This is a genomic window from Paenalcaligenes sp. GW821-LYS-B07-1 (genome assembly GCF_058803365.1).
Genome location: NZ_CM179516.1, coordinates 679,200 through 703,907 on the forward strand (window position 1 = coordinate 679,200; position 24,708 = coordinate 703,907).

A 24,708-nucleotide genomic window follows, 5' to 3' on the forward strand; every position below is an offset into this window, starting at 1 on the left:
GTCGTTGCCAGCGTCACGGTGTAGCAGATTCCATGTGATGATGAATCTGTGTGGTAGCAACCATCATGATAAAGAAAATTGAATCCAAAGAGGAAGTGTCAGTGCCGCCAACAGTGTGCCTAACGACATGGTGGTGGCAACCAAGTCGCCTTTACCGCCCATGCGAGCGGCTAGAACGTGAGCTGATGAGGCCGTAGGCAAGGCTGCAAAAAGAATCAGCATTTGTGTTTCTAGTGGGGATAGCGCCAGCAACTTGCTAATGAATACCGCAGAAATGGGCACAATCAGCAGTTTGACAGCAATAATCCAACCCACCAAACGTTGGGCACCGTGCAGTGCCTTAATGGAAATCGTCGCCCCCACACACAGCAAACCAATGGCCAATGCGCATGCTCCTAAACGGCTTAACGCGGTGTTAATGGGTTTGGGCATGGAAATATCCAGCAAGCTAAAGGCCAAGCCTAAGACGGTCGCAATAATGAGTGGGTTAGCCAGAATTTCTTTGTACGGGTTGCGATTACTATTGCGGGCCAGTGCATGCACGGCCAAGACATTCACTATAGGTACAGACAAACCTACAAACACGGCCATAATCGCTACACCGTTGGGGCCAGCCAAAGCAGAGGCTAAGGACAAGGCCAAATAGGTATTAAAGCGAAAGGCGCACTGTTGTAGCGAGGCATGTTGTAAGCCATCGCATTTCAAAATGGGTTTAGCTAACCACGCGGCTCCAGCACCTACAGCGGTTAAGCACAGTACGGCGGCTAGCAGTAAGAGGGTTTCGTCGCCTTGCAGTGAGGTCTGACTAATAGAGTAGAACAGCAGCGCGGGGAACAGCACGTAGTACACCAGCTTTTCAGCGTAACTGAAAAACTCACCTTGAAAGCCTAGACGGTGCCGCAATAGGGCGCCAAGTGCGATCAATAGGAAGTCAGGCAGTATCAGTAGAAAAGTATCGAACATGGTGGAAAGTCTAGGCTGGTCGCGCAATCTGTTAGATTACGCTATTTTCATTTGCCCGTACCAGCCTATTGTCTTTATAATTTTGGGCTGTGGCTCCATAGTTAAATGGATATAACTTTCCCCTCCTAAACAAAATTGGGCACGCATAGGCGAAAGTCTTGCAGTGAATGCGCTTAAATTCGGTGAACCCCCTGTGTAAACGCGGCAATACCGAGCGAAGCCTCTAAAGAGGAACGTGTAGAGACTCGACAGGCGCAGCCTACGGCATTTTTGCTATGGCTAAGATAGAGTCCAGACTACAAACCTGCGCAATGCAGGGCAGTGAAAACTGTAGTGGTACGAAGGGAAGATTACAGGTTCGATTCCTGTTGGGGCCGCCATCTATTGCGGGGTCTAAGTGTTAATGGAGAGCCTTAGTGGCTGTTTTTGATAAACATATCGGTTCGGTTGTGATTGATCCGCTTCTGTTCCAGCGATGGGGAAGTGTGGCTAGTGCTGCACGTAACCCGAAAAGGGCAGTAGTGGGCTCTTGCTGCGGCCGCCGTCTAACCTATACGTTAGGTTGGACGCGACAGGTTAGACGGGTAAATCCCTTATGAAACATATACTTGTCTAACCTCCTAACCTGTCTCATGTGCGCGCCCGCAGGCGCGTGCGCATACGTGCGCGTAGACGTAGCGTTTTATCTCTATTAACTATTTTGTTTAATTTTAATGATTAAGGTTAGACGGTTAGACAGAAGTAATAAAATCAATAACTTATACACGTCTAACCTATACGTCTAACCATAAATAGAGGTTAGACGGTTGGACGGATTTTCTTTTTTAGAATCAAAGACCTGCACCACAATAAAAACAATTTCGTTACTTATACCGGATAGGCTAATATGTGCTAACCTGTCGCGGTTTTAGTGTCTACAGACATTACCAATGAGCCCAGTCGCATTGCGCACTGGGCTTTTTTGTTCCTTTGTTCCCGCTTCCTCCTACTCGGTGTGCTCCCCCGATGTGCTGGGCTCATTAGTGATGTTTGTGGTTGCTGGCATATACTGCATTTTTCAATGGAGTGGATATGTCAAAGTTAAAGTTTCTAGCGGCAGTCGCGCTTGTTGGAGGAATGACACCAGCTGTAGCATCTGCGATGTTGTTAAAGGTCGATGGATTGGGCGAAAGCCTGAGAGCGCATTTAAATGAAGTTCCGCAGTGTAGTGGCTTGAGGTTTGAGGTTGATCAGCCTATAGGTGATAGAGGGTGGTTCTTTACGATTAAGAATAAAACCTCTATTGACGTTGTGGTCAGGCGAGATGGTGATCAGGTAGAGTCGATAGAGGCTGTAAGTGCAGATAGGAATCAGCAGGCGCTTGAGGACATGATGTGTTTGACCATAGCTATGATGCGCACTATCCAGCCGGATTTAATTGAAACATCAGAGGCGATTGAGGAAGCATCGAATTTATGGACTGGGGCAAAAGATAAGCCGTTTAGAAAAGCATTTTTCTTTGATACGTCTACAGCGAAGCTACCCCCTTTAGTGTTTACAGCGAAGCTAACCCCTTTAATGTTTACTGTTGAGTAGTTCGTTGTATTGGATAGGTAAGCCCTGATTTTATCGGGGCTTTTTTTATGGGTGTAAAGGTATGGCAACAGCAGCTCCTAAGCCTTGTCGTAGCACAGGCTGCTCTGCTCTTGTGTATGGCGGCAATGGGTATTGCGCCAAGCATCAGGACAAGGTGGTGACGTGGCAATCAGAGAGAACAGGTAAAGGGCGAGGTGGTAGGCCGTGGCGCAGAGTTAGATTGTTCGTATTAAATCGTGATGGCTGGTTGTGTCAGTGTGAGGATTGCGGGCAAAGATTAGTGCCTTTACCTGCAAATGAAGTGGATCACATTAGTAATAAACGAGATAAGCGTGGTCGTTTGGACGATTCACCGCAGAATTTGCGGGCTATTAACAGTGAATGCCACAAAAAGAAAACACAAAAAGAGGCTCAAGAGGCTAGATCAGGGCGTTAGGCGGGGGGAGGGTAAATCTCTACAGGGCTTATGCCGGACACCAGACGCCTAGTGTTCTTTTATACGAGACAGTTTTTTTAGATAGGGGGGGTCAAAAGGCCCTCCCTTTTTTATATGAGTAAGCATCTTCAAGTTGTTCCTGGTTTAAAGGATCAGGCAACTGGGCAAGTTGCGTCTATTCAAAACGTAGCATCGGAGATCCCATCTACAGTAGCGCGACTTTCTGCAAAGGAAAAAAAACTATGGGATCACGTTACGCAATCCCTGCATGAGTGTGGGTTGATTCATCGGACTGATGCAATGTTGCTAACGGTCATCTGTAAAACGTTTGTCCGGTGGGTGGAGGCTGAGGAGCACTTATCCAAGCTCATGAAAGAAAACGATGGAGCGTATTTTGTAAAAACGCCTAATGGCTATGAGCAGCCACACCAGATTTTTTATGTTGCTAGAAACTTAAAACGAGACTTGTTGCAGTGGTTGCCGATGCAAAGCGCCAGTATCCCTCCCTTGCCGAAGGAGGCCCGTCAGCCGGAGCCTCTCTCGATATGCTCGCCCACATGCTCGGCAGGATTGGCGAAGTTGCTGGAGAGCTGGCAGCATATGGGGATGCAGCGAGAGTCGCTGGATTAACTTGTGAGGCTTCTTATGATGGGTTGAGAGCTGAAAGGAGTGGTTCTTTGCCTCCTTAATTTTGTAGGTATCATTGTAGGTATCTATTCATTATATGGCGTGTAGGTATTGTTTTTAAATGGTGTGTGTATCCTGTTGGGGCCGCCATTTATACCGCATACTTTAGATAGTAGAGCGCTATCAAAGCGTAGAGCATAGCGTTTACTATTCATCATCTAAATTCTGTCATGTTGGCCTTTTATGATGCAGTAACGGCATCGGAGTGGCGTGCGCTGCGCTGAGCCTTGTGTTCCTGTTTTGTAGTGCCAACGATGATTTCCCTGCCATTCCAAGCTTTTTTGCTGGTCGCCCAGCATGGCAGCATTACGTATGCTGCTCAACGGCTAGCGCTTAGCCAGCCCACCATCACTAACTATATACGGCAGATAGAACAACGCTACGGTATTGAGCTGTTTTATAGGCAAGGTAAAGGGCTGGTTATCAGTAAGGAAGGGCAGCAAATATTGCCGCATTTGCTCTTACTGCAGCAGCAAGCCACGCAAGTGGAGTTTATGCTGCGCGACTATAAAAAAATGCAGGGTGGATGCTTACGGGTAGGGGCGACAGGCCCGTACTACATCATGGAAAAGGTGCATGCTTTTCAAGCGTGTTATCCAGCGGTAGAAGTTTGTTATCTGCAAAAAAACTCTGTAGACATACTGAATGCGGTACGCAACTACGAACTGGAAATAGGTACGTCTTCTTTACTCATACAAGACGATGCCATGAGCTGCAAAGTGTTGGCGCAGGATCAACTTTTCTTCGTGTGCCACGCGCGCCATCCCTTAGCAAGAAAAACGTCAGTGTCCTTAAACGATCTGGTGAAGCATGACTTCTTAGTGCGTGAACAAGGGTCGATGACGCGCCATATCGTATTGGACAGTTTGCAGCAGCACAATGTGAAACTGGCCTCCCTCATTGAGGTGGGTAGCCGTGAAGCCATCCACTGGGCGTTGCGCCATAACATGGGCTGCAGCTTGTTGCCCCAACGTGAAATTCCTCCTTTTCCTGACTTACGAACTATCCCGTTGTTGGATGTGTCATTGCCCGTGCACGAGTACGTGTATTTCTTGAAAGAGCGCCAAGAAACAGCGGTGATACAAGCCTTCGTCGACACCTTGGAATTGACCGCACCGTAAATTTTGTAATGCATGCATCAAGAAAAGCATGGTTGCTGTCATTCACCTATCACTTCACCTCGCGATACTGGCACATGTTCCTGGTTGTACGTGTGTGCAACGTATCACTTGCTATAGGCATGACAAAAGAGGGGTGGGATTTGTCATGTTGTGTGGCGATTTTAAAGAAGCTCTATCATGAAATTGGTTCCTCTTCGTAAGAAAAAAGGCTGGCGCGCAGGAACAGTTACCGTAACGGTGCTGTTGACAGCATTATTAAGTGCGTGTGGTGGCAGTAGCGATGATGACGATTCATCGGTCAAACCACCTGAGCAAAATTTTGGTGCTCTGGGTGGTAAGAAAACACTAGTCGTTCATGTGGATGGTTTGGTGATGGAGCCGTTGCAGGCTGCGTTATCTGCACATCCTAAATTGCAGGAACTGGGTGACGTGTTGCCGTTGCGCAGTGGTGGCTATGCCGGTACTTCATCAGAACAACAAACAAAAGCATTGCCAAGCTGGGCATCCTTGCTAACCGGCACATGGTCGTTAGAGCACGGTCTGAGCACGACACTGCCTAGCACCGGCCCAGCACTCAAAACACCCACTATTTTTGATTGGGTAAAACAGGCTGACCCAGAAGCGCAAACCGCGTTGGTGGTAAGCACACCGGATTACCTCACTACCTTGCAAGCCAACGTAGATGAGGGTGACATTACCGAGGTGTCTGAATGTGCCAATAACGATAGCTGTGTGACCACACAAAGCCGTGAAGCCGTGGTGGAAGGCGCTGATTTTATTTTGGCGCAATACTCCGATTTGTTGGCTCAGTCAGGAAAGTACGGCTTGGGCTCTGAGCAGTACAAGAAACAACTACAAACAGTGCTGAACGATATTGACGGTTTGTTGACGTTGATCGCAGAACGTGAAGCGTTGGCGTCGAACGAGTCGTGGCAAATCGTGCTGGTAAACAGCTACGGTATGGATGAGTTCGGCACGGTGTCGGGCGCACAGTTCGAGCGTAATAAAACGGGTTGGATGTTGAGCAATATTCCTGTGAGTGACACGGTTATTGCAGACGGTGATGCGTCGCGTGGTGTGCTGGATCACGCGGCTATTGTGGACGTACTGCCTACGTTGTTGGTGGGTATGGATGTGACTCAGCCAGTGGGTGCCTATGCCTTTAACGGTAACGATCTGCGTAACCCAGTGCAGCTATCCAAACTGGTATACGACTACAACCTCAGCACGTACAACTTGGTGCTGGAGTGGACGCTATACAGTGACGATCAGTTTGCCGCGCCAGTGGAAATTTATCGTGAAGGCCAATTGTTAGCGAGCGTTGATGCCACGACTCGTCGTTATGTGGATTACATGATCCCTAGCGGTGCAGAGGGCGAGTTGTTGCCATTGCGTTATGAGATTCGTACACAAGGTGGCACAGCAGCGGTGCAAACCGTGGTGTTGCCTCCTCCTATGCTAAATCCTAGCGTGCTGAACGGCATGGTGATGTATTACCCATTCCTGAATGGTAAAGCTGATGACGTGAAGCAGGTATCTACTTTCACACCATGGAATGCCGCTAACCCAGGCGGCACATGGGTGAACAATGCCAGCGATTTACCGTACAAACCCTCCACAACACCTAGTGCCAATAGTGCCTTGACGATGGATCTGGGCGTATACAAACAAGGTGGTTTTGCGGGTTACAAGCTGAACATGGCGAATGCTGATGTGACGATGGATCCTTCCGTTGATGCCTTCACGATTGGCTTTTGGTTCAAAACAGACGGTGTATGTATTGGCGGTGGTTCTTCTGTTCTGGCGAACAAAGACTACGACAGCGGTAATAACCCCGGTTTGGCAATTGGTATGTTTGGTGGCTGCGAACTGCGCTTCAACACAGGCGGTGGTGGCAGTAGGGACGAGTTGCAAGGCTTTAGCTTGACGCCTAATGAATGGGCGTACGTCGCTGTGGCTGTGGACAAGAAAAACAAACAACTTTACGCCTATTTGATGGACCCTAGCGCTGGTCAGCAAAACAGCCAGAAAGCCATGGCAGATGCCCGAGTGAAAGCCATTGGTGGTACGGGTGTAGGTCTGATGGGCTTTGGTGACGACGTGACCGGCAAGTACTCCAGTAACTACAACTTTACCGGCATAAAGAGCTACACCGATTTGGCCGTGTGGAACCGTCTGTTAACGCTGGATGAGGTGAAAAATATTTACGCCTCTCGTTACCCCATTTCTTCCTTGCTCCCTTAAGGGTCAGTTATGCACACCTCAACTTATTTCTTGCGTTCCGCTACATGGGGACGTTACGTAGGCCGCCTATTTTGTGTGGTGGCGCTCAGCATAGGATTGGCCGCTTGCGGTGGTAGCGATGACGATGACTCATCTCCTACTACACCTGAAAAGCCAGAACCACCCGCCGCAGTAATGCACTGTGCTCCTTAATTGCAGGACAAGATAAACGTCATGAGTGTATCCAGAAGAAATTTTATTCGTGGTATGGCTGGTAGCAGTGTTGCTGCAAGTGTGTTGGCAACCTTCCCGCCTAGCATTAAACGTGCATTGGCCATTCCTGCGAATTCGCGTACCGGTACGATTAACGATGTAGAGCACATCGTGGTGCTGATGCAGGAAAACCGTTCCTTTGACCACTACTTTGGCACCATGAAAGGTGTGCGTGGTTTTGGGGATAGATTTACGATTCCAGCGCCTAATGGCCGTTCCGTTTGGGAGCAGCATGATAGCGCCGGTAAAGAAATTACGCCTTATCACTTAGATAGCAGCAAAGGTAATGCGCAACGTGTCAATGGCACACCGCATAGCTGGGTAGATGGTCAGCTAGCATGGGATCATGGTCGTATGACCGAGTGGGCCAAGCATAAACAAGCGCACTCCATGGGGTTCTATCGTGAAACAGAAGTGCCTTTCCAGTTTGCGATGGCTAATGCATTTACCTTGTGTGATGCCTATCACTGCTCCATGCATACCGGTACGAACTCTAACCGTTTGTTCATGTGGACAGGTACTAATGGCCCTACGGCCTCTAACGAAGCAGTAGTGAACAATACGCTGGATGGCATTGGTCCATCCACAGATGGTTTTGAGTGGAAAACTTACCCTGAGCGTTTAGAAGAAGCAGGCATTAGTTGGAAGGTATATCAGAACATGCCTGATAACTTTACGGATAACCCATTGGCTGGGTTTAGACAGTACCGTAAAGCCAATGAAGACTCCGGTAAGCCTGTGGGTGGCAACCCCTCACCAGCCTACCACCCTGACGACGATGCGGTTGCACCGCTGTACAAAGGTATTGCGAACACCATGCCCGATGGTGGTATGTTGCAGCAGTTGCGTGACGATGTGCTGAACAATGAGCTGCCACAGATTTCGTGGATTGTAGCGCCAGCTACGTACTCCGAGCACCCAGGACCATCTAGCCCAGTACAAGGTGGTTGGTATACCCAAGAGGTGTTGGATGCGTTAACAGCAAACCCAGAGGTATGGAGCAAAACAGTATTGCTGGTGAACTTTGACGAAAACGATGGTTACTTTGACCACGTACCGTCACCGTCTGCACCGTCTTACAACCCAGATGGAACGTTTGCGGGTAAAACCACATTGCCAGAGCAGGATGTGAGCTACGAGTACTACACTCACCAAAAACCAGTGAGCGCTGGTGGCCAGCCTGCACCAGACAAAAAAGTGTATGGCCCAGGTATTCGTGTTCCCATGTATGTGATTTCCCCATGGAGCCGTGGCGGTTGGGTGAACTCTGAAGTGTTTGATCACACCTCTGTGATCAAGTTTATGGAAGCGCGTTTTGGGGTGATGGAACCTAACATCAGCCCATACCGTCGTGCCGTATGTGGTGACTTGACCTCTGCTTTCAACTTTAAATCACCTAACGATGAGCCATTGCCATTCTTGAAAGGTCGTTACACCAAAGGTGAGGCGGACTCTATTCGTGCTGCTCAACAGGCATTGGCACAGGTACCACGTCCGTCTATTACGAAGTTGCCTGCACAAGAAGTGGGTGTACGTCCATCACGTGCCTTGGATTATCACCTGCATGTGAGTGCACGTTGTGATGCCAGCGCTGGTGTGATGCTAATGTTCAGCAATACCGGTAAACGTGCGGCGGTATTCCACGTATATGACAAGCTGAATCTGGACCGTTTGCCACGTCGCTACATGGTGGAACCAGGTAAAACTCTGGAAGATACATGGAACGTTGTGAAAGACAACGTGGGCCGATATGACTTGTGGGTGTTGGGCCCTAACGGCTTCCACCGTCATTTCAAAGGCAACACGAGCAATCTGACCTTCAATCCAGCCATCCCAGAAATTCGTGTGTGTTATGACGTCACGAATGGCGATGCGTACGTGGAACTGATGAACGGTGGTAAAGAAGCATGTACCTTTACGGTACAAGCTAACTTCTACCGAGAGGATGGTCCATGGGCGGTAAAAGTAGGCCCAGGTGAGAAACAGAAGTTGGCATGGGAATTGAAACAGAGCGGTCATTGGTATGACTTCTCGGTGACTACCGATACTGACAGCAGCTATGTACGTAGATTTGCTGGTCGTGTAGAAACCGGCCAGCACGGCGTGAGTGATCCGGCATTGGCTTTGCAGGATTTCTAAGCTAATGCTGCACTATGCAGGCAAACGCCCATGAGTCTCTCATGGGCGTTTTTTATTGGTGTGGGGGCGTGGCTAAAGGATAATAGGCAAAACACCAGAAATTGTGCAAAGGAGTTAAATAGTGGCCGTGAACCTTGCCGCCGAGTTAGTGCGTATTAGCGAACTTGATGAGATAGAGAGCGCGCACGCTTATGAAGACCTTATGTACGATGCGTCCAGTTTGGTTGAGCAGGGCCAGATTGAGGCGGCGTTACCTATACTCGAGGTACTGGCAGAGTTGGATCCCTACGATGATTTACTACAGGCCGTTGTGGAACCTGCTATCACGTATTTAGAGGCATTAGGGCGTCGAAGCCCCATACCTCTCTCAGACATCGAGCATGATTTGTTGCAGCGATTTCATATGTTGGCGGACGATAAAAAATATGTAGCCGTGGCAACGAGTTTGTTTAGAAGCTACGAGCACAAAAGACGCGATGCGTTGATGCTGGCGTTGGTCTATGTGGATAAGTTGCCCGAAGCAGCGAGCCATTCCAAGGTTGGAGCATTAGCGGCACAAATTCATAAGGCCCTAGCGCAACCTATAGGCATAGAAAGTGTGCGTATAGGCGGCAGGTGTTGAGGCGGGAGATACGACGGCGGCAAGTACGGGTTTATTGAATCAACTGGTTCAATTCGATAATAGGCAGCATCACTGCCAACACAATCAGCATTACAAAGCCGCCCATAAATAGAATCATCAGGGGTTCTAGGATGGCTGTACTGGTGGTGGCACGTTGCTCTAGTTCGGTAGAAAGCGTGTTGGCAGCGCGTTCTAGCATGAGGTCTAATTGCCCTGTGCGTTCACCACTTTGCACTAGGTGTATTAATAGCGGTGGAAAGCCTTGGTGTTGGCGTAAGGCTGCGGCAAGACTAGAGCCTTCTTGTACGGCCAGCGTGCTTTGAGCGATGGCTTGTTGTAAGTGGGTATTGCGTATGGTGCGCTGTGCAGCCTGTAAGGCTGCCAATAACGGGACGCCACTGCTATTCAAAATCGCTAAGGTAGACGCAAAGCGAGCAATATCCACGCCTTGTAAATACTTCCCTAGTAAGGGGGCTTTAAGCAGTTTGGCATCCCAGGCTAAGTGTAGTGCTGGCACGCGTAAGGCAAGGCGCCAACCCACAACGGCCATGCTCAGAACAATAAGACACACCACACCCCATTCACGGGTGAAGTCACTTAACCAAATCATCGCGACGGTTAAGGGGGGCAAGCTATTCTGGGTTTGTACAAAGGCGTTTACCACCTGCGGCACGACATAGCTCAGCATAAAGATCACAATCAATACCGACACAATGCTGACGATCACAGGGTAGATCAGCGCATTGGTGAGCTTATTGCGTAGTTGGTGACGTTTTTCTATGTAGTCTGCCAGTTTGGTCAGCACAGTATCCAACTGGCCTGAGTGTTCGCCAGCATCCACCAAGGCGCGATAAATGTCGGGAAAAATGTGTGGAAATTGTCCTAAGGCTTGGCCTAGGCGTTGCCCTGATCGTATTTCTTGGCGTATGTGGCGTAGCACCTGTTGTGTGGCCGCGCTGTCGCTTTGTTCTATCACCGCAGTTAAGACCGCCTCTAAGGGCAACTGCGCATCTAACAAACTAGCCAGTTGGCGGGTCATCCAACTTAATTCTCGGTCGCCTAGTTTTAAAGAACGCTGAGAGTGACCTCCTGTGCGCGATTTGGCGCGCAGTTTCAGCACTAACAAGCCTTGCTGCGCCAGTAACGATTGCGCTTGTTCGGGCGTGTCAGCTTCAATGAAGTCCTGTATGGTTTTACCGGCAGCGTCTAGGGCGTGATAGTGAAAGTACGTCATGGCTTAGTGTTCTCGCGTGACGCGTTGTAGCTCTTCTTCCGAGGTTTGTCCGCTGTCTAACCAGCGTAAACCGTCGTGATGTAAGTCGTGCATGCCGTGTTCTTGTGCATGGTGGCGCAACGTATGCGTATCAGCGTTTTGGCTAATCAGGCTACGTAAGTTGTCATCCACCACAAACAATTCATGTATGCCTGTACGGCCTCGGTAGCCTGTGAACCCACAATGCTCACAGCCCTGTGGATTGCGCTGTGCACGTCCAGAATCTATAGGTGTTTTGCAGTGTTCACACAGCTTACGTATCAATCGTTGAGCTAAAGCACCTTGTAGCGTACTGGCAAGCAAAAACGGTTCTATGCCCATATCAATCAAACGGGTGACGGCTGATACCGCATCGTTGGTGTGCAAGGTGGCTAACACCAAGTGTCCGGTCAGCGATGCTTGCACGGCAATTTGTGCGGTTTCTAAATCGCGGATTTCACCGATCATGATGACGTCTGGGTCTTGGCGCAGGATGGCGCGCAGCGCCGTGGAAAAATGCAGATCAATGCGCGAGTTCACTTGTGTTTGCGAGACGCCAGCCAAGTCGTACTCAATAGGATCCTCTACGGTCAAAATGTTGGTGGTTTGCGCATCTAAACAACCAATGGCGGCATATAAGGTGGTGGTCTTGCCGCTACCGGTAGGGCCAGTCACCAACACAATGCCATGGGGGCGACGTATCAATGAGGTCAACTGCTGGTAATGGCTAGGGGCCAAACCTAAGGCGGACAGCTCTAGCCTACCTGCTGACTTGTCCAGTAAACGCAGTACAGCCCGTTCGCCGTGACCAGTGGGTAAGGTGGACACACGCACGTCAATGGCGCGCCCCCCTACACGTAACGAGATACGGCCATCTTGGGGCAGGCGTTTTTCAGCAATATCCAACTTAGCCATGATCTTGATACGCGAGATCAAGGCGTTATGTAGGGCGCGCTTGGGCTGCACAATATCGCGTAGCGTGCCGTCTATGCGAAAGCGCACCACCGAACGGTTTTCAAAGGGTTCTATGTGTATATCGCTGGCACCTTGGTTAGCGGCTTGGGTCAGCAAGGCGTTGATCATACGGATGATGGGAGCATCATCGCTGGACTCTAACAAGTCTTCCACCTCCGGCATTTCATGCATGAGGGAGTCCAGATCAATCTCGTTGCTGGCGGCATCCATTACTGCCGCTGCGTTGTCTTGCTGACCGTAAGAGCTGTTTAACCACTGTTCAATTTCTTGAGCAGGCACCAGTTTGAAATCAGCTTGCCTATAGCGTCTACGTACTTCGGCCAACGCCCAGTCGGGCGTGTCGGTACAGTGCAGAGCTTGCAGTTGGTGATTGTCCTCACGCAGGATCAGACGTTGGGTTTTAGACCAGCTATAGGGCAGTAGCATTACTGTTGGCCTCGCAAATCTACCTGAGATTGCTGCAACGGTGCTAGGTCTGGCAAGGCATTAGGGCCGCCAATGTTGCTGAACCACAGGTCGTTGAAAGGCATGGCTTGTTGAGTAGAACGCATGTAGTTGTAGCGGTCCAAAGTCAGGCGTTGGCTATCTTGCTGGTCACGCACAATGTGGGGGCGCAAGAAGATCATCAGGTTGGTCTTGGTGCGTTTACGTGTTTCATAGCGAAACAGGCTACCTACTACGGGCAAGTTGCCCAAAATAGGCACGGCAGAGGTGCTGTCGTGCGTGCTGTCTTCCAGCAAACCACCCAGCACAATCACTTGACCATCATCCACCAGCACATTGGTTTCCAGCGCACGTTTGCGAGTCACTAAGGTAGAGCTACCCATAGAGGCATTGGGATCTATGCTGCTGACCTCTTGGTACAAGGCCAGTTTGACCGTACCGCCTTCCGAGATTTGTGGGCGTATGCGTAAGGTCAACCCCACGTCTTCACGCTCAATGGTTTGGAAGGGGTTGCTAGCACCGTCGCCCGAGGTGGTGTATTGCCCCGTCACAAAGGGTACGGTTTGGCCTACGATAATGCTGGCTTCTTCGTTATCCATGGTGAGCAGGTTAGGTGTGGACAGGACATTAGCCGCACCATTTTTTTCCAAAGCACGGGCGAGCACTCCCAAGTTGACGATCTCTTGGCCTAGTACATTGACGGTGCCTTTTACCAAACCCAAGCTTAAGCCTTGGCCAAGTGCATCTAATGTTGTGGCACCAGTCAGCGTAGTGCCTACGCCGCTACCACCTAAGTTTGTGCCGCCTACAAAGCCGCTGCCACCTTCACCTAAGTGGCTACCACCTGCCATCCACTGAATACCAAACTCGGCAGCATCTTCGGCGTTAACTTCAATGATTAAACTTTCTACCAGCACTTGCGCGCGGCGTTGATCCAGCAGATCAATCACCTCACGTATGCTGCGATACAGCGGTGGTGGAGCAGAAATAATTAAGGTGTTGGTAGAGGGGTCCGCTTGAATGGTAGCGCCCCCGGCGGAAACACTCACCGGCTGCAAATTGCTGGGTTGTGGCAGGGCGCCAGACGCCATCAAGTTATTTTGCATGGTGTCAGCATTGATGGCTGTGGGCGCTGGATTAGTACTGGCTGGGGCTGCCGCAGGCATGGCCGATCCCATGCCCGTGCCTGTCGCGGAGCTTTGTGGGTTTAAGCCTTCTAGTGCACCTTTCAGTACCTGTGCCAAATGGGTGGCCTGAGCATTTTTAAGGTACACCACATGCAGATTGTTAGGTCTGGCATTAGGCGAATCGATTTTGTAGATTAGGTCTTTGGCCATCTCTAATCTAGACGAACTACCAGCGCGGATAATGATAGAGTTCGTGCGTGGGTCAGCGACGATTTGCGTACGTGCATAGGGTTCGCTATTGGCATCATTCAGCAGTTGATTTGCCAAGGCCGCTACGTCCAATGCTACACCGTGTTCGATGGTGATGAGCTCAGTGTTTAAGCTGTGTGAGGTATCAATGCGCGCAATCACATCGGCGACGCGAGCAATGTTGTCGGCGTAGTCGGTAATCACCAAACTGTTGTTATTGGGGTAGGCGGTGATGGGGTTGCTGGGCGACACCATCGGGCGCAACACAGCGACTAAATCAGCAGCTTTCTCGTAGTTCAGGTTAAAGACCTGCGTGACAATTTCACCGCTGAGGTTGGTCAGTTCTGCCGCCGAGTAACTGACGGCACTGGCGTGCACTTTGGCTTCTGCTTCTGGCACCACTTTGCTGCTGCCTTCACTGTGTACGACAGCAAAGCCCTGCATACGCAACGCACCCAATAGCATGCTGTAGGCTTGTTGTGGGCTCACAGGTACTTCAGACACTAACGTGAGCTGCCCTTGTACACGAGGGTCTACGATGAAGTTTCTGCCCGTGAATCTTGCCAAGGTGCGTACCACTTGCGCTAAGTCGGCTTCCACAAAGTTTAGGGTCAGGGTATCGCCAGGGTTTTGTGCCCCTATAGGGGCTGGGGCCGATAATCTAGGTGTTTCAGCGGCTTGTTTCCACGTAGAGGCAGGGCGCACAGGGCGTCTGGAGCTATCGCCTACTGTACGTGTGCCCGCAGGTTGAGCGTAGGCATCTGCGGCCACGGTTCTTGAGGTTTGAATGGTGAGCGGGCTAGACGGCTGGCGGGACTCTGACTCTGACAAGGTACTACAGCCTTGAAGTACCAAAATGCTGCTTAATGCTGCTAACGGGAAAAAACGTTCAATACGCATAACAAAAAATCACGCCAAATGATCAATGTGCAGCCTGCAGGCGAATAGCAGCACGTCCATCTTGGACGGGGCCTAGCAGGTGCAATAACGGTTGTAAGGCAGCAAAATATTCTGGGTTGCTGTAAGCCTCCCCGGTAAAACTCCAGGGTTGTGTGGCGCCGAAGCTGCCTTGACCACGCAATTGCAGCGGGCCTTGTTCGGTACGTAGTTGCAATGAGGACGACTTGGCCAGTTGTAGGTCCAGTACATACGAGCCCAAAGGGCGTAAGGAACTGACGGCCACAGTGGCGTCTTGCCAGCGCAGTTGCAGGTCTATGGCTGCAGAGGAGTTGGCATAGAAGGTGGGCCAGCTTAGGCTAAGGTTGCCTTGGGGTTGCAGCGATGCCAGTAAGGGATGGGCGCTACTTAACAGGCTGGCCGGTAGTTGCAAACGCGATTGACCAATACTGAGTCTGGTACCGTTCAGAGTCAGCAGTAAGGGTTGTGCAAGGTCATCGCTGTTGATCTGTAGTTGGGGCCACGGAGTCCAGTTCCACTGCCAGTGAATACGCGAAGGTAGCGCTTGTGGGTGTTGAGTATTCACGATGAGTTGTGAACTTCCTTTCCATAGAGTGCCTTCACTGACATTGAGTTGTAGAAAGGCTGGCATAAAAACGTGTAGCCAGGATGCGGGAGCAGCCACCAAAAAACCGGCTGCAAACGCGAGGGCAGCCATAAGAATAAGAAGAATTCGTGTCATGATTGTGACACTCCCTCAGTAGTGGGAGTTTGGTATTGCACGGTCACGCTTCCACTGAGTACGCCAGCTTGTTCTCGTCCTTCAACGCGTGACCGAGAAAGCTCGGTAGCCGTAATGTGTAGGTTCAGCGATGCAGGGGTGTGCAGCAGCCATACCAGAACATCCGCTGCGGGTACGTGATGTAGGCGTAATTGCCAGCGGTTCGTGTGATCGGGCAGGGCAACCAGTGTGGCCTGTTCACTCTTAAAGGGCTGCAAACTGTTTTGCAGTGCCTCGTATACCTCTGTAGGTGAGTATTGGGCCGTCGGCGTTGCAGTAGGTGTGGGCTGACCTAGTAGTGTTTGCAACTGGGTAAATTCGTAGTGCGCGACGCGTAGCTGCTGCGTGTGTTGTTGTGATAGCTGCCACAGTTGAAACGCTACGTATCCCAGCACCAAAAAAGGCAGACACCATAACAGCACACGTGCCCGCAACCGTTCTCGTGGGGTTTGGCGTTGCCACTGTTGTTGTAGGCCAGAAAGTAATGGTTGCAGACGCTGATCTAGACGCTGGCGTAATTGCAGTAAGGAGGAGGCCGATTTCATGGTGTTAAGGGTTGTAGTTGCAGCACAAGAGGGTCTTTTTTAGGCTCATATAGCCACTGCAATCCTTGTGCTTGCAGCTGTGTGTGAGTCTGTTCCAGTAATGAGTCTACGGATTGCGTATTGCTATCTGGTTGCAGCGTGATGCGTAGGGTGTGATCGTCCCAGACTATGGATTGCACGGCAGGGGCCAAGGGCTGCAGCCATTGGGCTGATTGTTGTAGTAACGTCGGCAAGCTAAGCGCAACAGACTGATCTGGTTGGCCAGCACTTTGCAGCGCTTGTTGTGCTTGTTTAAGGGGCGCAATCACCACCGGTAATTGAGGCCAACGTTCACTAACGGCTTGCTGTGCCAGAGTTTGTAGCTGTTGCAGTTCATGACGTTGTTGGCGGGTGTGCACATACAGAGCGGCTACCAGCACCGCCAACGCGATTAATGCCCAGCCTAGCGGACGGCGTAGTCGCTTTTCAAAAGGGGTGTGGTGTTGCAGTTGTGCGCCTAATTCCAGCGCTTTATTCCAGACATAGCAGGTGGGGGCGTTGGCCTGCGTTTTGCTCAGGCAAACAGGCTGCATCAGCACACGATTTACCCCTAGCGCATGCAGACTATGTAGCAAGGTTTGCAAAGGTGCTCGCTCTGTCCACGCCACACTAAAGGTGTGCTCTGGTAGCGGCTCATAACAAAACAGATGTTGCTGCAGTGGTGCCAGCAGCATTTGCTGTAAACGGCTTTGTATGGCCATGGCTTGCTGGGCTTTTTTGACGGGAGGGATACGAATGGTGGTGTGCACCGTATCCAACGTATGCACCATCAATAGAAATGGCACCGTTGCAAACTGTTGGGCCAATTGCCTAAGCGTAGCGTTGCCTTGTCGTGTAATGTGCTCACGCTTGTAGATCAGCGCAAACGTCACCTCACTTTCTACGGTGAGATGCTCCAACTCAGGCAGCAAAATTTGTAAATGGGTGCGCATGATTAATACCGTATCCAGCGGGTGAAGGCTTGTGAGCCTTTGCGTTCTAACAGGGCGTGCAACGATTGCTGGGTGCCGGAGATTTCCAATAGTCCTTGCGCGCTAAACCAATGGCTTTTTACGCCTAAGGTGCGAGCAGGAATGGACAGCCCCGACGGTAGTTGCAAACTGAGGTCTGAGGCTTGGTTAAACCATCTGCCTTGGTCTCGTTGTGTGGTGAGCCTTACCGCATCGGCAAGGCTTAAGCCGTCTATATAGCTATGCAGTACTTGGGGGGAAGCCATGTTGATGTTCAGCAACGTAGCTGGGGGTAGCAACGTGGTGTAGTCGTCTAAACGTGCGCGCTGGGCCGGGCTTAACGATTGTGCAGCGATGAGCTCCGAAGGAAGCCTCGGCCCCACTTGGGTGGCAGGGTGCTGCGTGCTTTGATAGGCCTGAGCAAGCTGTTGAGCGAATGCGGTAGCCAAGCTTTTGGGTAGCTGCACACTGTGCAGCAGTTTTTCTAATCGGGTGATTTCTTCAGGACGAGTTTCACCGTTACGCTGCAAGCGTAATAGATTGAATTTGGCTTGTTCATCGCTAAGGAAGCCCGAGAAATAGGCTGTGGTGCGTTCATCTTCTATAGGCATGCGGTCTATGCGTTGTGCCCACAAGCCATTTTGGGTAGTAATGGCGCTATGGCGGTTATCTTGCTGCAGCAATTGACGCGTCCAGTCCATCGCGCCGCGCAGCAACCACGTAGCTTGGGTGACATCATTTTCAATGATGGACTGTTCGCTGGATTGCGTTTGTTTGCTGATTAAAGCTGCGGCAATTGCGCTGGTGGCAAACACGATGACCAGCGCATTAATGACGGCCAAACCTTGCTGTGATGTGAAGCGATTCATGATAGCGGGATCACCTTGCGATAGCGTACCGATTGGCCGCGCTCTAGTCTGACGATAGTGATTTCTATGCCAGTAGGTGCTCGTGTGGTTTGTGTCAGCGGTAGCGGCATCCAGCCTCGCGCTGGTATCCACGCTCGTGCTGTGAATTGTTGAACGTCATCCAATACTGGGTTTTGTGCAGCGGGTAAGGCACCAGGCAAGGTCGCAAACGGTATGCCTTGGTCTCGGTACAGTACGTTGTTCTCACTACGCCATTGCAGCCACACATTGCCCACAGCAGGTGGGGTGGCGGTTTGGCGTATGGCTAAAAAGTTGCTGCGTGGGTGTTGCTCCCAGACCAGTGCGTTATAGGCCGAAGCTATACCGTCAGGATGCAACGGAAAATCGCTAAGCTCTTCGTTCAGCAACGGTGAACTGTGGCGTTGCAGTATGTCGTGCTCCAACTGCTGTAGCACAGCATGTATGGATTGATGGCGTGTTTGCGTGTCTTGCAACTGTGATTGCGTACGTTGTATGTAATCCAGAGCACGCCATGACAGTACGCTTAGCAAGCTCATGATTAACAGCGTCACCAACACTTCTAATAAGGTGAAGCCGCGCTGTGTTGTCGCTGTGCGCTTCATGGTTGCATCAGAATGCCGTGTAAATAGGCAAAATTCTGCTGATGGTCGGGCAGCGTGACGCGCACGGTGATTTGTCTAAACTTGGCATGTTCGGTACTAGCGCTGGTGACTTCACAGTTGAACTCGTACATGCCTTGCGTACAGGGGTAATTCTGCGTTCCTGGAGAGGGAAACTGCTGTTGCAGGCGTAGTTCAGCCAGTGTGTTGCTAGCACTGTGCAGAGCCAGATTGCGCATCTTGAGCGATTGAGTGCTGCGGGTGCTAAGTTGCAAGGCTTGCAACACTGCCGTCAGCGCAATGCTAATGATGGCCAGAGCCACCAACACCTCTACCAAGGTGTAGCCCTGTTGTGATGCGGTGCGTTTCATGGTGTGCTGACATCAAAATTGCCATGCAAATCTCGGCGGATAATCAGCCTGTCTACGCCGTTATCGAGTGTGATGAGCAAGGGGGAGTACAACCACGAGGGTTCTATCAATAACGTGCTGGATGGTTGCAGCGTTACCTTGGTGGATCGTGTGCCGCGCCATGAGATATGGGAGAGGTGGGCGGGTAGGGGCGGGGCGAAGACGCCATTTCCTAGTGCTTCAAACCCAAAACCATCTTCGTGCTTTTGCCAACGCAATATTTGCTGATGTTGGATGGCGTAGCGCTGGGCGGCCTGAAAGCGCTGCGTCAACAACTTGGCATCTTGGCTGACGCTGTTGTCGTAGGTAGAGGGTAGGTAATGTATGCCTACGCTGGTGCTTATGCCAATGATGAACAGCACAATAATGACTTCCAATAAGGAAAAGCCGTATTGCCTAGCGTTGTGCTTATTGCCAAGAGCCAATGTCAGCATTCATTTCTTCGCCGCCGCGTTGACCATCCGCGCCAAAAGAGAACACATCCACATCGTTACTCACGCCGGGATTGAGGTATTGGTACGCATTACCCCAGGGGTCCGTAGGCACTTTATCCAAATAACGCTGCCAGTTTTGTGGCACAGGCGGTGCGGAGGGTTTTTGCTGTAACGCTTGCAGACCTTGTTGTGCATTGGGGTAGAAACCATTGTCTAAGCGGTATAGCTTCAACGCTTGCATGATGCCGGCAATATCTTGTTTGGCAGCGACAACGCGGGCCTGATCGGGGCGACTCAATAGGTTAGGAACCACCAGTGCGGCCATGATGCCCATGATGACAATAACCACCATGATTTCTATCAGGGAGAAACCGCGCTGTGAGGCTTGGGCGGCTGTAGAACGGGGGAGTGAATGCTGTGGTGTCATACTTCTTTCATTAATACATGCCAGACTCTGAGGTGGAAAAAATCATGCCGGTCAGAGCACTGTTGAATCCGGTCCCCAGTGTATAGATGAGATATGTCAGTTTTATGGCGCGATGGATACAGCGTTTAATGGTGGTGATAGCTGCTGCCGTAGCCGGTTATGGCACTGCCTATTTGGCTGCACCAACCACATTACGTTTTGCGCCGTTGGCTGCGACGCATACTGTGTTGCAAGGTATGGAAGCCGATGCCGTAGCATCGTGGTTTGGTACAGCAGGCGGCCCAGTGCGCATACTCATACAAGGCGTGATGAGTTCTAGCCAAGCTAACCAAGGCGCCGCGCTATTAAGCATTGATGGTGCACCCGCACAAGCCTATAGAAATGGTGATTGGTTAGCCGATGGTGTGCGTTTAGTCGTGGTAGGACCGCGATCTATACAAGTAGAACAGCACGGCGCTCGCTACACGGTGGAGGCCCCTCAAGAACCCGTTGCAGTCTTGCAAGAAGCCATACGCGTGGTACACCCTGCACCATGATGGTAATGCTAGCGGTGGGGCTACTATCCCTTTGGTATTTACGCTGGCAATGGGTAGTCTGTTGCCATGAGTTTTCAGTCGCTGGATTGAGCAATAGTCGTCGGGTAGGTCTGTTTTACAGTGGGATAGTGGCGAGTGTATTGCTGGCCCTGTTTTTGCCTGTTAACGGGCAGCAGCAGGTGGCACTGAGCGTGTGTTTTGTACAGCTATGGCTGTTGATGTGCTTTGACGGCTGGTATGGCTATTTACCCGATAAGTTGAGCTACACCTTACTGTGGTCTGGATTGCTGTGGTGTGCTTACGATGCGCCGTGGTTATTGCAAGATCGTGTGTGGGGGGCAGCACTAGGTTACGGTTTACCGTGGGCAGTAGGTGCCGTATTTGCGTTATTACGCGGTAAAGAAGGCTTGGGGCGTGGGGATGCTAAGTTCTTGGCTGGTATAGGTGCATGGTTAGGCGTGCTAGCTGTGCCCTATGTGCTGTTTGTGGCCAGTGCGTTGGCCTTGTGTTATGCCGTGCTGCAGCGTTGTCGTATTGCCAGTTGGCCCACCATGCTGTATTTTGGCCCGTTTTTAGGGCTGGCCGCTGGCATTATGTTGGTGGTGCAGTATTGGCGTTAAGGCCAGCGGCAAGTACGTCGTGTTAGTCGGTTTGGTCTAAACCCATCTGCCAGAAATCTACCTCTAAACGTGTGGCATCTCTAAAGGTAGTGGCCAGATAATCCATACGAGCTGGACCTATGTGGCTAAGGTGTTGGTTCAACCAGTCTTTCTCGGCGTTGGCGGCCTGCTGAAACTCTGGGCTGATATACATCTTGATCCAATCGGCGTATGGGTTGTTGTCGGATAAATCAGTGAAATCTTGTTCCACCAACCAACTGGCGATTTCAGCGTAACCAATCAGACACGGCACCAGCGCGACGTGCAAATCCAATAAATCACCACGGTTACCGGCATCCAATACATAGCGGGTATAGGCCATAGTGGCGCGGGCTTCAGGTAACTCGCCTAGCTCTTTTTCGCTAATGCCCCAGCGCTCGCAGTACTGAATGTGCAGGCCCATTTCCAGATCAACAATGGCTTTAAGGCTATCCAGACCTTGGCGCAGTTCTTGCATGGAACGGCTTTTATAAACAGCTAAACCCCACGCACGGGCAAAGTGCACGAGGAACAAATAGTCTTGGCGTAAATAGTGTTTGAAGGCTTCGGCAGGTAATGATCCTGCACCTAATTGGCGCACAAAATCGTGCTGAGTGTAGGCTTTCCACGCATCGTGGCAACGTTGTTTAAGCTGATCAAAAGGAAGCAGAGTAGAACTCATGGGGCCTCTTACAAAAGAAAAAGCGCTATAGGGGCTCACACTACAGGGTGTTAGGGTGTGGTGAGGGGCTCAGAAATTTCTATTAAGTTCAGGTCGGGGTCACGCAGATAAATAGAGCGTATGGGGCCTGTGGCACCTGTGCGTGGCACAGGGCCTTCCACAATGGCGGCGCCTTTTTTCTGCAAATGGGCAATGACCTCGTCTAACGGGCGATCAGCCATAAAACATAGATCTAGCGCGCCGGGTACAGGCAAGTGTGCTTTGGGCTCAAACTCAGCGCCTTTAACATGCACATTGATTTTCTGATTGCCAAAGCTAAAAGCTTTGCGGTTCTGGCCAAAGGTGACCAACTCCATGCCTAAACAGTCCACATAAAAGGCTACGCAGGCTGCTTCGTTGCTGGTGGTCAGTACCAAATGATCGAGGTGATGAATCATGCGCTGTTCCAGTAAAAAATTAAGCGTGCGCGTCTAGCCCGGCGTCTACAGGTGTAGCACCTAAAGCAGTGACCAGTGTGCTAGGAGGCAGTTCTAGCAGGTAACCACGCTTACCGCCGTTGATCAAAATAGTAGGAAATTCCAGCAGGCTTTGTTCTATGAAAATAGGCATGGTTTTGCGTGTGCCAAAAGGTGATGTGCCGCCCACCATATAACCAGAGTGTCGTTGAGCAACTTCTGGTTTGCAGGGGGTGACTTTCTTCACACCTATTTGTCTGGCGAGGTTTTTAGTAGAGACCTCGCGGTCGCCATGCATCACGATAATTAGCGGCTTGGCATTTTCATCTTCCATGATCAGCGTTTTTGCGACTTGGGCGGGCGGAAACTGTAGCTGTCGGGCCGCCTCTTGAGCGCCACCGTGATCAATATAGTCATAGTTGTGTTCAATAAAGGCGATCTTTGCTTTGCGTAGCCACTGGGTGGCTGGGGTTTCGCTAACGTGTTTTGCTTTGGCCATAACGAAATTATGCTCGTGGATGGTGTTGTTGATGCAGTTGTTTGAGCCGTTCTCTGGCAACGTGAGTGTAAATCTGAGTGGTGGAAATATCAGCGTGACCAAGCAGCAATTGCACCACGCGCAAGTCTGCGCCGTGGTTTAACAAGTGCGTGGCAAAGGCGTGGCGCAGTACGTGTGGCGATAGCGGTGCTTGAATGCACGCTTGCAGTGCGTACTTTTTGATCAGCAACCAAAATGCTTGTCGGGTCATGGCTTGGCCACGGCCGGTCACAAACAAAAAGGGGCTACGCTGTTGGCCTAAAATCAGTTGCCGTGCATGTTGCAGATAATTCTGTAGGCTGTCTTGGGCTTGTGCGCCCAAAGGTACTAATCGGTCTTTACCACCTTTACCGCCTACTACGCGTATCACACCATCGTTCATGCTTAGGTGTTGCAGCTGCACGTTGATGAGTTCACTCACGCGCAGCCCGGTGGCATACAGCGTTTCCAACATGGCGATATCGCGCAACCCCAAAGGCGTATCGGCGGGTGGTGCTTGCAGTAGCGCATCTACTTGCGCTTCGCTTAAGGTGGCGGGCACACGAACGGCTTGTTTGGATGAGTTCAAATTTTGGCAGGGGTTATGTGCGATCAGTTGTTGACGCAGCGCCCAGCCATAGAACTTTTTCAACGTCGCCAAACGGCGGTTGGTGGTGGTGGCTTTATGGGTTTGAGCCTCTACGCTGCGCCAGGTCTGTATATGTTCGGTTGAGGCATCCAACAAGGTTTTGCTGTGTTGTTCTTGTAACCATTCAGCAAAAATAAGGAGGTCGCGCTCATAGGCAGCCAACGTATTGTTGGCCAATCCTTCTTCCAATAAACAGTATTCTAAAAAGGCGGCAAGTTGGGGCGTAGTCATGCTTAGCATATTACACCGAGAGAGTAGGTAAGGCAGTGGGGAGCCACCGCATTGCTAATCACCTAAAAATCCAAGGTTTGTAGTGTTTGCGGTATCTATATACATCTATATATAATGCTTTCATAGATTCTTACAACTTGCCAAGGAGAAGGCATGAAAAGCTATAGCCGTATTGTTCGCGCTCTGTGTGTATCGGGTGCATTGAGTGCAGGTCTGGTTTTTGGTACTGCTGTTCAGGCCGGTGAATTGTTGGTGTCGGGCGCTGCTAGCCTGACTAACGCGTTCAAAGAAGTTGGTGAGGCGTTCGAGAAAAAACATGCGGACACTAAGGTGCTGAACAGCTTTGCTGCATCAGACGTGTTGTTGCAGCAAATCGTGAATGGTGCTCCGGCTGATGTGTTTGCATCGGCAGACCAAAAAGCGATGGATAAAGCGGTTGAAGCGGATGCCATCGTGCCTGATTCACGTGCCGATTTCGTGCGCAACCAAGTTGTGCTGATTGTTCCTAATGACAATCCTAAAAATGTAGAAGGCTTGGCATCGTTGTCCAATGCTGACGTTACTCGCATCGCTTTCGGTAACCCTGAAACTGTGCCTGTAGGCCGTTACACCAAAGGTGCTTTGGAAAAAGCAGGCGCCTGGGATGCAGTAACTGAGCGTCAGGTTTTGGGTCAAAACGTGCGCCAAGTATTGGATTACGTGAGCCGTGGTGAAGTGGACGCAGGCTTTGTGTTTGCCACTGATGCTGCCATCATGAAAGACAAAGTGAAAGTTGTAGAAGTGTTGGAAACAGTGACTCCTGTAACTTACCCAATCGCTGTTGTGAAACGTGATGGTGCTAACCCACAAGCACAAGAGTACGTAGATTTCATCTTGTCTGATGAAGGCCAAGAAATTTTGGCTAAATACGGCTTCTCTAAGCCTTAATTAGGCTAAGCATAT

The 24,708-nt window shown here is 50.7% G+C and carries 26 protein-coding genes and 2 pseudogenes; 12 read left to right on the plus strand and 16 right to left on the minus strand.

Annotated elements, in window-relative coordinates:
• Positions 1 to 63: 63 nt before the first annotated feature.
• Positions 64 to 963, minus strand: a complete 900-nt coding sequence (locus AC3QL0_RS03250; RefSeq protein WP_493010062.1) for an AEC family transporter — start codon at positions 961 to 963, stop codon at positions 64 to 66.
• A gap of 1,071 nt (positions 964 to 2,034) precedes the next feature.
• On the opposite strand from AC3QL0_RS03250, the gene AC3QL0_RS03255 reads away from it, so the two are divergent.
• The 9 genes and pseudogenes from AC3QL0_RS03255 to AC3QL0_RS03295 all read left to right on the plus strand — a co-directional run bounded on the left by AC3QL0_RS03255 (position 2,035) and on the right by AC3QL0_RS03295 (position 10,039).
• Positions 2,035 to 2,538, plus strand: coding sequence for a hypothetical protein (locus tag AC3QL0_RS03255; protein WP_493010063.1), 504 nt, complete (start codon positions 2,035 to 2,037; stop codon positions 2,536 to 2,538).
• Between the two features lie 61 nt (positions 2,539 to 2,599).
• Entirely contained in the window at positions 2,600 to 2,974 is a 375-nt protein-coding gene (locus tag AC3QL0_RS03260) for an HNH endonuclease (RefSeq protein ID WP_493010064.1), read from the plus strand.
• 114 nt (positions 2,975 to 3,088) lie between these two features.
• Positions 3,089 to 3,559, plus strand: a pseudogene (locus tag AC3QL0_RS03265) (P27 family phage terminase small subunit); the annotation flags it as partial.
• Positions 3,487 to 3,663, plus strand: a pseudogene (locus tag AC3QL0_RS03270) (DUF2514 family protein); the annotation flags it as partial. The pseudogenes AC3QL0_RS03265 and AC3QL0_RS03270, both read left to right, overlap by 73 nt.
• Before the next feature lie 252 nt (positions 3,664 to 3,915).
• Positions 3,916 to 4,782: a LysR substrate-binding domain-containing protein gene (locus AC3QL0_RS03275; RefSeq protein WP_493010065.1), complete on the plus strand. Its 867-nt coding sequence runs from the start codon at positions 3,916 to 3,918 to the stop codon at positions 4,780 to 4,782.
• Between the two features lie 177 nt (positions 4,783 to 4,959).
• A complete protein-coding gene (locus tag AC3QL0_RS03280) occupies positions 4,960 to 7,026 on the plus strand; it encodes a LamG-like jellyroll fold domain-containing protein (protein ID WP_493010066.1) in 2,067 nt (688 codons plus the stop codon).
• Between the two features lie 9 nt (positions 7,027 to 7,035).
• Complete coding sequence (locus AC3QL0_RS03285) at positions 7,036 to 7,218, plus strand: hypothetical protein (protein WP_493010067.1); 183 nt, start codon at positions 7,036 to 7,038, stop codon at positions 7,216 to 7,218.
• A gap of 21 nt (positions 7,219 to 7,239) precedes the next feature.
• Positions 7,240 to 9,417 carry a phosphocholine-specific phospholipase C gene (locus AC3QL0_RS03290; protein ID WP_493010068.1) on the plus strand — a complete coding sequence of 726 codons (2,178 nt, stop codon included), beginning with the start codon at positions 7,240 to 7,242 and terminating at the stop codon, positions 9,415 to 9,417.
• Positions 9,418 to 9,538: 121 nt separating this feature from the next.
• Complete coding sequence (locus AC3QL0_RS03295) at positions 9,539 to 10,039, plus strand: hypothetical protein (RefSeq protein ID WP_493010069.1); 501 nt, start codon at positions 9,539 to 9,541, stop codon at positions 10,037 to 10,039.
• A gap of 31 nt (positions 10,040 to 10,070) precedes the next feature.
• On the opposite strand, the gene gspF is transcribed toward AC3QL0_RS03295, so the two are convergent.
• Genes gspF through gspG form a run of 11 tightly spaced genes read right to left on the minus strand, consistent with a single transcriptional unit; the run spans position 10,071 to position 20,058 of the window.
• Positions 10,071 to 11,273: a type II secretion system inner membrane protein GspF gene (gene gspF, locus AC3QL0_RS03300; protein WP_493010070.1), complete on the minus strand. Its 1,203-nt coding sequence runs from the start codon at positions 11,271 to 11,273 to the stop codon at positions 10,071 to 10,073.
• A gap of 3 nt (positions 11,274 to 11,276) precedes the next feature.
• Positions 11,277 to 12,692 carry a type II secretion system ATPase GspE gene (gene gspE / locus AC3QL0_RS03305; RefSeq protein ID WP_493010071.1) on the minus strand — a complete coding sequence of 472 codons (1,416 nt, stop codon included), beginning with the start codon at positions 12,690 to 12,692 and terminating at the stop codon, positions 11,277 to 11,279.
• Positions 12,692 to 14,986 carry a type II secretion system secretin GspD gene (gspD, locus tag AC3QL0_RS03310; protein ID WP_493010072.1) on the minus strand — a complete coding sequence of 765 codons (2,295 nt, stop codon included), beginning with the start codon at positions 14,984 to 14,986 and terminating at the stop codon, positions 12,692 to 12,694. The genes gspE and gspD overlap by 1 nt, the downstream gene beginning before the upstream one ends.
• Before the next feature lie 22 nt (positions 14,987 to 15,008).
• Positions 15,009 to 15,725: a type II secretion system protein N gene (gene gspN, locus AC3QL0_RS03315; protein WP_493010073.1), complete on the minus strand. Its 717-nt coding sequence runs from the start codon at positions 15,723 to 15,725 to the stop codon at positions 15,009 to 15,011.
• On the minus strand, positions 15,722 to 16,309 hold the full coding sequence (locus AC3QL0_RS03320; protein WP_493010074.1) for a type II secretion system protein M: 588 nt from the start codon (positions 16,307 to 16,309) through the stop codon (positions 15,722 to 15,724). Before AC3QL0_RS03320 ends, gspN begins: the two co-directional genes overlap by 4 nt.
• Positions 16,306 to 17,280, minus strand: a complete 975-nt coding sequence (locus AC3QL0_RS03325; RefSeq protein ID WP_493010075.1) for a hypothetical protein — start codon at positions 17,278 to 17,280, stop codon at positions 16,306 to 16,308. The genes AC3QL0_RS03320 and AC3QL0_RS03325 overlap by 4 nt, the downstream gene beginning before the upstream one ends.
• A 2-nt stretch (positions 17,281 to 17,282) precedes the next feature.
• Positions 17,283 to 18,167 carry a type II secretion system minor pseudopilin GspK gene (gene gspK, locus AC3QL0_RS03330; RefSeq protein WP_493010076.1) on the minus strand — a complete coding sequence of 295 codons (885 nt, stop codon included), beginning with the start codon at positions 18,165 to 18,167 and terminating at the stop codon, positions 17,283 to 17,285.
• A complete protein-coding gene (locus AC3QL0_RS03335; protein ID WP_493010077.1) occupies positions 18,164 to 18,790 on the minus strand; it encodes a PulJ/GspJ family protein in 627 nt (208 codons plus the stop codon). The genes gspK and AC3QL0_RS03335 overlap by 4 nt, the downstream gene beginning before the upstream one ends.
• Positions 18,787 to 19,158 (minus strand): type II secretion system minor pseudopilin GspI, encoded by a 372-nt coding sequence (gene gspI, locus AC3QL0_RS03340; protein WP_135865962.1) that lies wholly within the window; start codon positions 19,156 to 19,158, stop codon positions 18,787 to 18,789. Before gspI ends, AC3QL0_RS03335 begins: the two co-directional genes overlap by 4 nt.
• Positions 19,155 to 19,631: a prepilin-type N-terminal cleavage/methylation domain-containing protein gene (locus AC3QL0_RS03345; RefSeq protein ID WP_493010078.1), complete on the minus strand. Its 477-nt coding sequence runs from the start codon at positions 19,629 to 19,631 to the stop codon at positions 19,155 to 19,157. The genes gspI and AC3QL0_RS03345 overlap by 4 nt, the downstream gene beginning before the upstream one ends.
• The gene (gspG, locus tag AC3QL0_RS03350; protein ID WP_430224241.1) at positions 19,606 to 20,058 is read right to left on the minus strand and encodes a type II secretion system major pseudopilin GspG; all 453 of its coding nucleotides are present in this window, start codon (positions 20,056 to 20,058) and stop codon (positions 19,606 to 19,608) included. Before gspG ends, AC3QL0_RS03345 begins: the two co-directional genes overlap by 26 nt.
• Positions 20,059 to 20,162: 104 nt before the next feature.
• On the opposite strand from gspG, the gene AC3QL0_RS03355 reads away from it, so the two are divergent.
• Complete coding sequence (locus tag AC3QL0_RS03355) at positions 20,163 to 20,594, plus strand: type II secretion system protein N (RefSeq protein WP_493010079.1); 432 nt, start codon at positions 20,163 to 20,165, stop codon at positions 20,592 to 20,594.
• Entirely contained in the window at positions 20,591 to 21,214 is a 624-nt protein-coding gene (locus AC3QL0_RS03360) for a prepilin peptidase (protein WP_493010080.1), read from the plus strand. Before AC3QL0_RS03355 ends, AC3QL0_RS03360 begins: the two co-directional genes overlap by 4 nt.
• A 22-nt stretch (positions 21,215 to 21,236) precedes the next feature.
• Here the strand turns inward: AC3QL0_RS03360 and tenA are convergent, their stop codons facing one another.
• The 4 genes from tenA to xerD are packed head-to-tail and all read right to left on the minus strand — an operon-like array spanning position 21,237 to position 23,766.
• The gene (gene tenA / locus AC3QL0_RS03365; RefSeq protein WP_493010081.1) at positions 21,237 to 21,914 is read right to left on the minus strand and encodes a thiaminase II; all 678 of its coding nucleotides are present in this window, start codon (positions 21,912 to 21,914) and stop codon (positions 21,237 to 21,239) included.
• Between the two features lie 50 nt (positions 21,915 to 21,964).
• Positions 21,965 to 22,351, minus strand: coding sequence for a VOC family protein (locus tag AC3QL0_RS03370; protein ID WP_493010082.1), 387 nt, complete (start codon positions 22,349 to 22,351; stop codon positions 21,965 to 21,967).
• A 19-nt stretch (positions 22,352 to 22,370) separates the two neighbouring features.
• Positions 22,371 to 22,868: a Cys-tRNA(Pro) deacylase gene (ybaK, locus tag AC3QL0_RS03375; protein ID WP_493010083.1), complete on the minus strand. Its 498-nt coding sequence runs from the start codon at positions 22,866 to 22,868 to the stop codon at positions 22,371 to 22,373.
• A gap of 7 nt (positions 22,869 to 22,875) precedes the next feature.
• Positions 22,876 to 23,766 (minus strand): site-specific tyrosine recombinase XerD, encoded by an 891-nt coding sequence (gene xerD, locus AC3QL0_RS03380; protein WP_493010084.1) that lies wholly within the window; start codon positions 23,764 to 23,766, stop codon positions 22,876 to 22,878.
• A 153-nt stretch (positions 23,767 to 23,919) separates the two neighbouring features.
• Here xerD and modA point away from each other — a divergent pair, with 153 nt between their 5' ends.
• Positions 23,920 to 24,693 (plus strand): molybdate ABC transporter substrate-binding protein, encoded by a 774-nt coding sequence (gene modA / locus AC3QL0_RS03385; RefSeq protein ID WP_493010085.1) that lies wholly within the window; start codon positions 23,920 to 23,922, stop codon positions 24,691 to 24,693.
• Positions 24,694 to 24,708: the final 15 nt, after the last annotated feature.